General features: G+C 69.0%; 10 protein-coding genes. 2 read left to right on the top strand and 8 right to left on the bottom strand.

Translation table 11 applies throughout. From position 1 onward, the window contains the following. The 5 genes from AX669_RS00655 to AX669_RS00675 form a co-directional block, all read right to left on the bottom strand. A partial coding sequence (locus AX669_RS00655) for a rhodanese-like domain-containing protein (protein WP_197418813.1) occupies positions 1–350 on the bottom strand: 350 nt, incomplete at its 3' end. A gap of 62 nt (positions 351–412) precedes the next feature. Next, entirely contained in the window at positions 413–1,339 is a 927-nt protein-coding gene (locus AX669_RS00660) for a hypothetical protein (RefSeq protein ID WP_062255958.1), read from the bottom strand. A gap of 392 nt (positions 1,340–1,731) precedes the next feature. Continuing rightward, positions 1,732–3,282 carry an alkyl hydroperoxide reductase subunit F gene (ahpF, locus tag AX669_RS00665; protein WP_062255961.1) on the bottom strand — a complete coding sequence of 517 codons (1,551 nt, stop codon included), beginning with the start codon at positions 3,280–3,282 and terminating at the stop codon, positions 1,732–1,734. 576 nt (positions 3,283–3,858) lie between these two features. Next, positions 3,859–4,422 carry an alkyl hydroperoxide reductase subunit C gene (gene ahpC, locus AX669_RS00670; RefSeq protein WP_006943499.1) on the bottom strand — a complete coding sequence of 188 codons (564 nt, stop codon included), beginning with the start codon at positions 4,420–4,422 and terminating at the stop codon, positions 3,859–3,861. 505 nt (positions 4,423–4,927) lie between these two features. Beyond that, a complete protein-coding gene (locus AX669_RS00675; protein ID WP_082740412.1) occupies positions 4,928–5,848 on the bottom strand; it encodes a LysR family transcriptional regulator in 921 nt (306 codons plus the stop codon). Between the two features lie 89 nt (positions 5,849–5,937). Between AX669_RS00675 and AX669_RS00680 the strand changes: the two genes are divergently transcribed. After that, a complete protein-coding gene (locus tag AX669_RS00680) occupies positions 5,938–7,083 on the top strand; it encodes a threonine/serine dehydratase (protein ID WP_231729358.1) in 1,146 nt (381 codons plus the stop codon). A 182-nt stretch (positions 7,084–7,265) separates the two neighbouring features. Here the strand turns inward: AX669_RS00680 and AX669_RS00685 are convergent, their stop codons facing one another. Next, on the bottom strand, positions 7,266–8,210 hold the full coding sequence (locus AX669_RS00685; protein WP_062255965.1) for an ABC transporter permease: 945 nt from the start codon (positions 8,208–8,210) through the stop codon (positions 7,266–7,268). After that, positions 8,207–9,100, bottom strand: a complete 894-nt coding sequence (locus tag AX669_RS00690; RefSeq protein ID WP_038566425.1) for an ATP-binding cassette domain-containing protein — start codon at positions 9,098–9,100, stop codon at positions 8,207–8,209. The genes AX669_RS00685 and AX669_RS00690 overlap by 4 nt, the downstream gene beginning before the upstream one ends. A 142-nt stretch (positions 9,101–9,242) precedes the next feature. On the opposite strand from AX669_RS00690, the gene AX669_RS00695 reads away from it, so the two are divergent. Further along, positions 9,243–9,836, top strand: a complete 594-nt coding sequence (locus AX669_RS00695; protein ID WP_062255967.1) for a pentapeptide repeat-containing protein — start codon at positions 9,243–9,245, stop codon at positions 9,834–9,836. A gap of 79 nt (positions 9,837–9,915) precedes the next feature. Here the strand turns inward: AX669_RS00695 and AX669_RS00700 are convergent, their stop codons facing one another. After that, positions 9,916–10,734, bottom strand: coding sequence for a serine protease (locus AX669_RS00700; protein WP_062255969.1), 819 nt, complete (start codon positions 10,732–10,734; stop codon positions 9,916–9,918). Positions 10,735–10,965 lie beyond the last annotated feature (231 nt).

Genomic DNA, 10,965 nt, shown 5'->3' on the forward strand with positions numbered 1-10,965 from the left:
CCGCCGATGACGTCGGTCGCGTTGACGAGCCCGACGTCCTGAAGCGCCCGCGCCGCGACGCTCGAGGAGAAACCGTGGCGGCAGATGACGATGTATCGCGTCTCCCAGCTGCTCGCCTCCGGGATGCGCCACGCGTTGCTCGGATCAAGACGCCACTCGAGCACCGTGCGGTCGATGACGAGCGCACCCGGGATGTTCGCGCTCTCGGCGCGATGCTCCGCCGTCCGCGTGTCGACGATGACGGCCCCACGCTGCTGCTCGTCGAACGCCTGGCGCGGTGTCAGCCGACTCCATCCCTGACGCACGCGCGCGAGGTAGCCGGTCGAACCGCGGTCGCTGTCAGCTGGCATGGCCGGGCCGGTGGGGCGGACCTGCGACGGTCGCCTGGCTTCGTTCGTCCCCTTGTTCGGGGTCATGTGCGCCGAATGATCTCGGTGTCGTCGTCTCCGCCGCGCCCGTGACGCGGCGCGCTCGCCCCGGACGTGCCGACGTCTCGACCGGCACGTCCGGGGCGCATGGCCTGCGTCCGGGCCTCGTCGCGTGACGTGCCGTAGGGCGGGGTGTGGTCGACGGCGGCTTCACCCGAGCGCTCGTACCACCGCGTCGAGCTGGGCGTGTCGTCGAAGTCACCGAAGTCGTCGTACTGGCGACTGTCGGCGCGGCCACCGAGCGGGAGGGGACGCTCGCCGGCGCGCGATGCGTCGTCGAGACGCTCGTCGGTGCGAGCGTCCGCCGGGTGCGCACCTTGCGCAGAACCACCGTCGAGCACTCCCGCGCGGCGCTCACGCCGACCCCGTGAGGCGCGCGAGATGGTACGCACGATCGCGAGGAGGATCGCCAGCACGAGCCCGAGCGTCAGGCCGAGCGCTAGACCCGTCCAGTTGTCGACGACGTCCTGGCTCGAGCAACTGCGCTTGAGTTCGGGGTAGAGATCCTGCAACGTCTCGATTCCCGGCGGCAGCGCGAACAACACCATGACGCCGAGGATCTTGCGCCACACGCCGTCGAGCAGCATGACGCCGACGCCCGCAGGCAGGAACAGCCACACGTTCGGGGGCCGCGAGCCGGCGCTGAACCAGTACTCACGGGCGAGAGGCCGCCATACCGACCAGTCGCAGCCCGTCGTCGGCACCCCGAAGTAGTCGTTCTTGACCGGGCTCAACGTCACGACGGCCGCGACGACGAGACACCACGTCAGCAGCGCGAACCCGAGCCGATCGGCGCGTGAGCGGCGCGTCGGGAAGAGCAACGTCGTCAGCAGCGCGAGGACGAACCCGCCGAGCACGGCCGGGCCTGTCCAGGGAAGCGCCTTGAGGATGAGCTGCAGCTGCTCGAGCATGGTGCCTCCAGGGCTTCCCGGCGTGGATCGAATGACGCAACACGGTAGCAACCAGGCGTGACCTGTTCGTTATCGACGCGCGGGCGGCGGCACGACGATCGCTGCCCCTGGCCGGACGGGACCGTCATCGGTTCAAGGCGCTCCCCGAGGGGATCTTCCGCCCGCGAGCGTGCCCACCACGGCAGCGCCGACGCACGTCAGCCCGGCGAGGCGCAGGCCCCAGGACACCCCGCCGGCCAGCCCGAGCCAGGGACTGGAGGTGATGGCCGCCACCGATCCGACGACCGCGCAGGCAGCCACGGCAAACCTCCAGGCTTTCCAGTGGATGCGCTGGAAACACCCCAACCCTCGCACGGAGGGGCGGGGTGTTTCACGTGAAACACGCTGACGGATCAGCCGCGGATGCTCGCGTCGAACGCGCCGAGTGCGGCCGTCGCGCCGGAGCCTTCGGCGACGACGATCTGCTTGTACGGCTCGGTCGTGACGTCGCCGGCGGCGAAGATGGCCGGGTCGGACGTCGCACCGCGGTCGGAGATGACGATCTCCTTGCGCTCGTTGAGGTCGACGACACCGTGGAGGAACTCGGTGTTCGGCAGCAGGCCGATCTGGACGAACACGCCCTCGACGTCGATGCTCTTGCTCTCGTTGGTCTCGCGGTCGGTGTACGTCAGGCCGGTGACGCCCTTGCCGTCGCCGACGACCTCACTCGTCGCGGCCGACAGGATGATGTCGACGTTGGGCAGCGACTTCAGCTTGCGCTGCAGCACGTCGTCGGCGCGCATCGTATCGAGGAACTCGACGACGGTGACGTGCCCGACGACGCCCGCCAGGTCGATCGCAGCCTCGACGCCGGAGTTGCCGCCACCGATGACGGCGACGCTCTTGCCCTTGAACAGCGGACCGTCGCAGTGCGGGCAGAAGGTGACGCCCTTGTTGCGGTACTCTTCCTCGCCCGGAACGCCCATGCGACGCCAGCGGGCACCCGTCGCGATGATGACCTGCTTGGCGCGCAGTTCGGCGCCCGTCTCGGTGACGACCTTCTTGAGGCCGTCCTCGTCGGTGATGGACGCGACCTTCTGCGCCTTCATCACGTCGATCTCGTACTCGTGCAGGTGCGCCTCGAGCGCGGCGGCGAGCTTGGGGCCCTCCGTGTACGGCATCGAGATGAAGTTCTCGATGGCGTTCGTGTCGAGCACCTGGCCGCCGATGCGCTCGGCGACGAGGCCGGTGCGGATGCCCTTGCGTGCGGTGTAGATCGCGGCCGCGACGCCCGCGGGGCCACCACCGATGACGAGGACGCCGAACGGCTCCTTCTCGCTGAGCTTCGCCGCAGCCTTCGCGTCGGCGCCGGTGTCGAGCTTGCTGATGAAGTCTTCGACGGTCATGCGGCCCTGGCCGAAGACCTCACCGTTGAGGTAGACCGTCGGGACGGCCTTGATGTCGCGCGCCTCGATCTCGTCCTGGAACGCGCCGCCCTCGATCGCGATGTGGTGGATGTTCGGGTTGAGCACGCTCATCGCGTTGAGCGCCTGCACGACGTCGGGGCAGTTCTGGCACGTCAGCGACATGTACGTCTCGAAGTGGAACGTGCCCTCGATGTCACGGATCTGCTGCGCCTGCTCGTCACTGATCTTGACGGGGTGGCCGCCGACCTGCAACAACGCGAGGACGAGCGACGTGAACTCGTGCCCCATCGGCAGGCCCGCGAAGTGGACGCCGACGTCCGTGCCGGCGCGAGCGATCTCGAAGCTCGGCCGACGCTCGTTGTCGTCGCTGCGCTCGTAGCTCACCTTGTCGTGCAGCGCCTCGATCTCCTTGAGGAGCTCTTCGGTCTGCTTCGACTTGTCGGAGTCGTCGAGGCTGGCGCGCAGCACGATCGGTTCACGAAGGTTGCCGAGCAGCTGCTGCAGCTGGGCTGTCATGTTGGCGTCGAGAACGGCCATGGGGTGCCTCCTGGTGTCGGCGAGGGGACGAAAAAGGTACGGGTTGGCCCGAACGGGGCGGTGTGTCAAGAATCTGTGGAGAGAAGGTCTGGCGAGAAGGTCTTGTGAGCCCACACGGGCGACCGGGGCGGGGCAGGTCACGAGTGGAGAGGGACGAGAGCCTTGGGGGCGTTCTCGTCACCCTCCACCCGCGGCCTGAGGGCCAAAACTCTGCATTGCAGGGTTTCGGTGCTCGACCGGGGCGTTGCGGACTGAAACTCCGCCATGCCGAGTTTCACTCCTCAAGCGGGCGGGCGCTGCCAGCAGCATGAGCCCCCACAGTTGAGAGCAGAAAAAGTCTCCACGTGGGGCCAGCTCTCAGGCGATCACGCCAGGCCGGGCGCCGCCCCGCCGTCGGAGGCGAACGAGTGAGCGTGCGAACTCGTTCGGTGATCACGGCGAGGCGGCGACCGGCTACGACCTGGCGACGATCACGCGAGCCTGGAGGCTGAGCTTGCGAAGCCTCCAGTGTGAGCATTGAGGAGTCAGGTCAAGAGGGCACAGCTGAGTTCAGTCTGAGCCTGCAAAGGGCTGAACTCAGATCTTGCCGACGAGGTCCAGCGACGGCGTGAGCGACTCGGCGCCCTCTTCCCACTTGGCGGGGCAGACCTCGCCCGGGTGGTTGCGGATGTACTGGGCGGCCTTGACCTTGCGGACGAGCTCGGCGGCGTTGCGGCCGATGCCTTCGGAGGTGACCTCGGTGAACTGGATGACGCCGTCGGGGTCGACGAGGAAGGTGCCGCGGTTGGCGAGGCCCTCGTCCTCACGCAGGATCTCGAAGTTGCGGGAGATCTGCAGCGTCGGGTCGCCGATCATCGCGTAGTCGATCTTGGCGATCGTCTCGGACGAGCCGTGCCACGCCTTGTGCGTGAAGTGGGTGTCGGTGGAGACGGAGAAGACCTCCACGCCGAGCTTCTGCAGCTCGTCGTAGTAGTCGGCGAGGTCGCCGAGCTCGGTCGGGCAGACGAACGTGAAGTCGGCCGGGTAGAAGAAGAAGATGCTCCACTTGTCGGCGACGTCGGCCTCGGAGACCTCGACGAATTCGCCCTGCTTGAAAGCGGTGGCCTTGAACGGCTTGATGGTCGTGTTGATGAGCGACACGTCATGCTCCTTCGCGTTGGGGATCGGCGGCGAGCGTGGCGCCGCCGCAAGCATTCCTTAACTGGAATGACTCCATATTAGCGCCTCTGGTCGCCATGTCCAACAGCGGGCCGCATGAACATCGCGTGAACGACCCGCCCCCCTCGCGGCGCACCGAGTTCTCAGGCCGACGGCTGTGTGTACATCTGCGATTCACGGTCACATTCGTCGGCGACGGCGGCATGGTCGCGACGGGCGATCTGCGCACCCACCGCGAGGCGCTTCGATGCGGGAGCCGAGCATCATCGGGGGCCGCTCACGATCGGCGGCGGGCGCAGCATCTGCCAGCTCGTCGATCCGTTCGGCGGAGTCTTCGGCCTGGATGGCCCGCCCTGACGCCCAGCGCGTCCGAACATCGTCCAGAAACGCGTCAGGCACGACGCGTTCTCGGGCAATGAGCGCCGCGCTACCGATCACTGCAGACCCTCACGATCGACGCGCCGTCGAGACACGGCTCAACCTTTCGTCACGCGCTCCACGACAGGCCGAGCAGCGTCTGCACGACCTCCTCGACGGCGGCCGGGCGCGGCGGTGCGCCGTACGTCGCGACGTGCAGTTCTCGGCCCGCGCCGACAACGGGGTGCGTGACGACGCCTGGGTTGCGGTGGCCCGCGAGCGCGAGTGCAGATAGCAACGTCACCCCGAAACCCGCTGCCACGAGAGCTTGTACGGCGACGACGTCGTCACTGGCGAAGCCGATGTCGGGCTCGACTCCGACGGAGGCGCACAGGTCGAGCAGCCCTGTGCGGCAGCGCTCGCACCCCGCGATCCACCGGCCGTCGGAGAACCTTCGCAGTTCTTCCGGCCGCAGGCCCGTCGCTTCCCTCTCGCCGCAGGCGCGCCCCTCCGCGATCGTGCCGCCAACCGAACGAAACGGCTCGACGAGGTGCAACGCGTCCCACCCGAGGTGCTCGACGGTGACGTCGTCGTCGAAGTGCTGCCCGGAATAGGCGAACGTGATGGCGACGTCGACCTGCCCCGAGCGCAGCAACGCGGCGGCTTCCGGCGGTTCGACCTCGACGATGTCGAACGTCAGACCAGGTGCCGTGTCGGCGAGCGTCAGGAGCAGCCGCGGCACGATCGTGCTGCAGGCAGAGGGGAAGGCCGCGAGGCGCACGTGCCCTGCGGCGAGCGTGGTCATGGTGTCGAGTTCCACCTCGGCGCGCCGCAACAGGCCGAGGATCTCCTCGCCGCGCGCCGCCAGACGCGCGCCGTCGGGCGTCAACCGCACCCCGCGCCCGACGTGCTGCACGAGCACGGCGCCGGTCTCCTCCTCGAGTCGGCGCAGGTGGTGCGAGACCGTCGGTTGCCCGCAGCCCAGAGCCGTCGCCGCCGCGCTCACCGTTCCTTCCCGGGCGAGCGCGACGAGGGCTTCGAGGCGTTTCATCTCCACCCCCTCAATGTATCGGCGCTATCGATGCGATCAAGTGATTGCATGTATTGGACGGATGATTCGCCGTCGCGCACGCTGGAGGCATGCCGATCCTGCCGCCGCCAACCCGCGAAACCGCTGCGCCGCACGACCTCGTGTCGGCCCCGCACATGCAGCCCGTCGAGCCCACCCGCGCCGCACCTGCCACTGGCGGCACCGGCGACACCGGCTCGGCGACCCCGGTCGTCTCCTTCGACGGCGTCCTCGCCGCAGCCGAGGCCCTCGCTGCACACCTCGTGCCCACGCCGACGTGGCGGTACGCGGCACTGAGTGACGCGGTGGGCCGCGATGTCGTCGTCAAGCACGAGAACATGAACCCGACGGGCTCGTTCAAGGTGCGTGGCGGCCTCACGCTCGCGAGCCGTCTCGACACCGACGAGCGTTCCGCCGGTCTCGTCACCTGTTCCACGGGAAACCACGCGCAGTCGATCGCGTTCGCGGCACGCGTGGCCGGGACGCGCGCCGTCATCGTCATGCCCGCGTGCGCGCCGAGCGTCAAGGTCGACGCGGTGCGCGCCCTCGGCGCCGACGTCGTCATCGAGGGCCCGACGCTCGCCGAGGAATCCGCTCACGCCCGCCACCTCGCGGAGACGAGCGGCATGCGGTTCGTCAATCCGGGCAATGACCCGGCGATCATCCACGGCCACGCGACGGCGTATCTCGAACTGCTGCAGTCGAACCCGGGCATCGACGAGATCTACGTGCCGATCGGCAGCGGCTCCGGCGCCGCCGGCGCGTGCCTCGTACGCGACGCGATCGCCCCGCACGTGCGCGTCATCGGCGTGCAGTCCGACGGCGCGACGGCCGCGTACGACTCGTGGACGAGTGGCTTCATGCAGAGCCGCCCCGCGACGACGCGCGTCAGCGGCCTCGCGACGGCGCACGGTTTCGAGACGCCGCAGAGCATCATGCGCGGCGACGCAGGCGGCGCCGGCAGTCTCGGCCTGCAGGGCTTCGACCTCGTCACCGACGACGAGATCGACGCCGCTGCAACGCTTCTCGCCCGTCACGCGCGGGTGCTCGCCGAGGGCGCGGGCGCTGCCGCACTCGCCGGTCTCGTCGCGCGGCAGGGCACCCAGCACGGCACGACCGGCCTCAACGCCCGAAGCTCCGGCACCGCCGCCGTCGTCGTGACGGGCGGCAACGTCAGCGCTGACGAATGGGCGCACCTCGCTGCAGCGATGAGCTGACGCTCGAGGGCATCCGCTCAGGTGCGGCGAGCACTGGTGCCCGGTGGGCGCTGGTGCCCGGTAGGCGCTATGACCACGTGGGCGACCCGCTGATCGCGAGTGACGGCGTCCACCGAGGACGAACGAGCGGGGCCGGCTCCTTCACCAGGAAGGAACCGGCCCCGTTCGTCATGTCGAGCACGTCAGGCCGACTTGACCTCACGCTTGGTGAGGCGGACGAAACCGAGCACCATCGGCAGCACGAGCCACAGCGCGAGCGTGACGGCGAGCTTGCCCCACTGGTCGCCGCTCACGGAGCCGTCGATGAGGGGTGCCATCGACTGCTGCGGGTTGACCCACTCGGCCGCCTTCTGGCCCCATTCGCCGGCCAGGTTGAACAGGGAGACGACGATCGGGATGAACAGGAACGCGCAGATCGCACCGGGCGTGTTCTGGATGAGAAGACCGAACGCGACGCCCATGCCCGCCTGCAGCAGCATGTAGGCGAACAACGTCGCGTAGGCCGTGCCCTTCATGTGCCAATCGGCGTCCCCGCTGCCGAGGGAGCCGACGAGCAGCGTCAGCCCGGCCGCCACGGCCAGCGCGACGATCGTCGCCGTGACCGCTGTGAGGAGCGTCGCCGCCAGCTTCGCGAGCACGACGCGCCCCCGTCGCGGTTCGAGGGTGAACGTGATGAGCCCGGTGCGTTGTGACCACTCGCTCGTCACCGCGAGGATGCCCAGGATCGGCACGAGATAGTTCATCGGGATAAGGGTGGCGCCGATGAGGTCGAAGAACTTCACGCCGTCGCGCTCGGTGTACGCCACCAGGGCGGAGGCGAGCACGATGAGCAACGCGGTGATGGCCATGAGCCACGTGCCGGCGCGGGTGTCCGTCAGCTTGCGCAGCTCGACGGCGAGCAGTTGGCCGAAGCCGATCGGCGTCGACTTGCCGGCGTCACCGAGACGCTTGGGCAGGCGAGCGTGCGTCGGCGCGGCCGAATCCAGCACACCACCGCCCGGGCCGCCCGCATACAGCGGCTGCATGCCGGGGCGCCCTGTCGGCGCGCCCTGCATCTGCGGCGGTCCCGACGGCGCGCCCTGCGGCTGACGCTGCTGCGGCTGGTTGGGGTTGATCGGTGTGCTCATCGTGCGACCTCCCGGGAGTCGGCGGCGGTGAGGTTGAGGAACATCTCTTCGAGGCCCGCACCACCGGCGGCGCCGAGCTGGACGAGCACGATGCCGTGCTGCGCGGCCACGCGGCCGACGTCGATGGGTTCGGCGGGCGTGTGGATGCCGGTCTGGGTGCGCTGCACCGGGATTCCGGCGGCCTGCAGGGCGGAGGCGAGGGCGGCGTCGTCGGTGCTCGCGGCGTTCGTGCCCGCACCGCGCAGCAGCTCCTGCTTCGAGCCCTGACGCACGATGCGTCCGCGTCCGATCATGACGAGGTCGTCGGCGACCTGCTCGACCTCGTGCAGCAGGTGGCTCGACAGCAGCACGGTTCCGCCGCGCTCCGCGTACGAGCGCAACAGCCCGCGCATCCAGCGGATGCCGGCCGGGTCGAGACCGTTCGCGGGCTCGTCGAGGATGAGCACGTCCGGGTCGCCGAGCAGCGCGTGCCCGATGCCGAGGCGCTGACGCATGCCGAGCGAGTAGTCGCCGACGCGTCGCTTCGCCTCCGCAGGCGTCAGGCCGACGACGTCGAGGATCTCGGTGACTCGGTCGGCGGGCAGCCCCATCGTCTTCGCGCCGATCGTCAGCACCTCGTGCCCGGTGCGTCCGACGTGCTGCGCGCTCGCGTCGAGCAGGACGCCGACGTGGCGGCCCGGGTTATCGAGCTTGCTGTAGTCCTTGCCGAGGATGGTGGCGTGACCCCGCGTCGGCGGTGTCAGCCCCGTCATCATCCGCATGCACGTCGACTTGCCAGCGCCGTTCGGGCCGAGGAAGCCGGTCACACGACCCGGCTTGGCCTGAAAGCTGACGTTGTCGACCGACACGGTGTTCCCGTAGACCTTGGTCAACCCCTCTACTGTGATCATGGTCTCAACCCTAGGAGGCTCACGCCGCGTCAGGCCGCATCGGCGTGTCATCTCATCCTCCCGGCACCGAGGATTCATCCGCGCGACGGAGCCTGCGTCATCCTTGCGATGGATGCGCGGCGCGCGATGCGAGCATGGACGCATGAGTGACACGACGCGCGGCGAACGGTTCGTCGGGATCGACTTCTACGAGCGCGACCTCGACGGGGCCCGCTTCGTCGACTGTCGGTTCACGGCGTGCGACTTCACGGAGAAGGACCTTGTCGACGTGACGTTCGAAGGATGCGCCCTGTTCGACTGCCGCTTCAACGACACCACACTCGAGCGGGTCGCGTTCACCGGCGCCACACTGAGCGGTTGCTCGTTCGCGATGACGACGCTCGACGGCTGCAAGATGACCGGTTCGACGTTCGCCGACTGCGGGTGGCGCGACACGACGATCGTCGGCGGGCAGTGGGCGATGGTGACGATGCGTCAGCAGACACTCGACGGCCTCGACTTCACCGGCGCCCGCCTCAGCGACGCCGACCTCAGCGAATCGTCCCTGCGCAGAACGGTCTTCGCCGACGCCGACCTCAGCGGCGCCACCCTGCGCGGGGCCGACCTACGGGACGCCGACCTGCGCGGCGCCCGCGTCGACGGCATCGATCTCGCCCAGGCACGCTTCGCGCAGACCCGCATGGACGTCGACGCGGCGCTCGCCGTCGCAGCGGCGCAGGGCATCGTCATCGGGTGACGGTCGTCAGTTCGCGCGTCTCGGAAGATGCGCGATCAGCGGGTTGCCAGGCGAGCAGGCCGTGGTGAGACGCGGCGTGTCAGCAGCCGTCGTCGCCGGGCGTGGGGGCCGTGTCGCCGGCGCCACCGGCGTCGGCGCGGGCGAGCAGCACGAGATCGCGCGAGTCGAACGCCGGGCTGTAGGACGTGTGCGTGTAGCAGCCGCCCTGATGATGGCCGCCGATGAGGCCGATGACCTGCTGCTCGCTGTGGCCCTTGCTCGTCACGGTCGTGACCCACGGCGAGCCGCTGCTGCCCGTCGAGTAGCCGTCGCAGTGGAAGACGGGGTCGTTGTCGTCGTCGAGAACGGTGGTCTGGCAGACGATCGGCATGTCGGAGTCGTTGTTGTACGACTGGACGGAGACTGGTTTGCCGGCCGCGCGGGAGCGCCCGACCTCCAGCTCGTAGGCGCCCGTGGCGTCCTCGATGTGCTGGACGTTCTTGCCGCTGCCGTGCGTCTCGATGCTCAAGAACGCGACGTCGGCGTCGGGATCCTGATTCTCCATCCATGCGGAGTCGAGGAACGCGGCCTTCACCTTCCACGTGCCCAACGGGCGAGCCCCACCCGAGTACTGCGGGACGAACACGAGGTCGTCGGACTTGCCGCCGAGGCAGTGCGCGGCCGTCATGATGACGTCCTTGCTCTCACTGTGGACGACCGAGGCGGTGCAGAAGTGCGCTTCGTCCCCATCGTCGGAGGGTTCGATGAGCACCCCGGTGCGTGACGTCGGGTTGGCGCCGGCCGCCTGAAGGGTGCGGCCCCCTTCGGCCGTCGGTGCGGCGGTGAAGACGAGGGCGCCGATGCACCCGGCGGCGGCGAGCGCCCGGCGCGCACGGGCGAGGTGGAGCAGCTGATCCATGACACCTCCTCGACCGCGCGGGCATGCGTCGTACCGTGTGGTACATCGGCGTGGCGGCAGGCAGCGTTACGCAGCTCTTCCCCCCATGGAGGATCGGCGCAGTACATCTGCAACGCGTTCAAGGGTGGCCAGTCATGACGCTCTGGTCACGACCCGCACGCAGGACGGGGCTTGCAGGCTCTTCACGAATGAGGGTGTAGCGCGGGTCTGAACCCTCCGGCTTCGAGCAGC

The organism is Dermacoccus sp. CCH2-D9, from assembly GCF_001556795.1.
In the GTDB taxonomy this organism is placed as follows: Bacteria; Actinomycetota; Actinomycetes; order Actinomycetales; family Dermatophilaceae; genus Dermacoccus; species Dermacoccus nishinomiyaensis.

Excerpts from the sequence above, each read along its gene's own strand:
- AX669_RS00685 (WP_062255965.1), bottom strand. The coding sequence starts at position 8,210 with ATGAGCACACCGATCAACCCCAACCAGCCGCAGCAGCGTCAGCCGCAG.
- AX669_RS00690 (WP_038566425.1), bottom strand. The coding sequence starts at position 9,100 with ATGATCACAGTAGAGGGGTTGACCAAGGTCTACGGGAACACCGTGTCG.
- AX669_RS00695 (WP_062255967.1), top strand. The coding sequence starts at position 9,243 with ATGAGTGACACGACGCGCGGCGAACGGTTCGTCGGGATCGACTTCTAC.
- AX669_RS00680 (WP_231729358.1), top strand. The coding sequence starts at position 5,938 with ATGCCGATCCTGCCGCCGCCAACCCGCGAAACCGCTGCGCCGCACGAC.
- AX669_RS00660 (WP_062255958.1), bottom strand. The coding sequence starts at position 1,339 with ATGCTCGAGCAGCTGCAGCTCATCCTCAAGGCGCTTCCCTGGACAGGC.
- ahpF (WP_062255961.1), bottom strand. The coding sequence starts at position 3,282 with ATGGCCGTTCTCGACGCCAACATGACAGCCCAGCTGCAGCAGCTGCTC.
- AX669_RS00700 (WP_062255969.1), bottom strand. The coding sequence starts at position 10,734 with ATGGATCAGCTGCTCCACCTCGCCCGTGCGCGCCGGGCGCTCGCCGCC.
- AX669_RS00675 (WP_082740412.1), bottom strand. The coding sequence starts at position 5,848 with ATGAAACGCCTCGAAGCCCTCGTCGCGCTCGCCCGGGAAGGAACGGTG.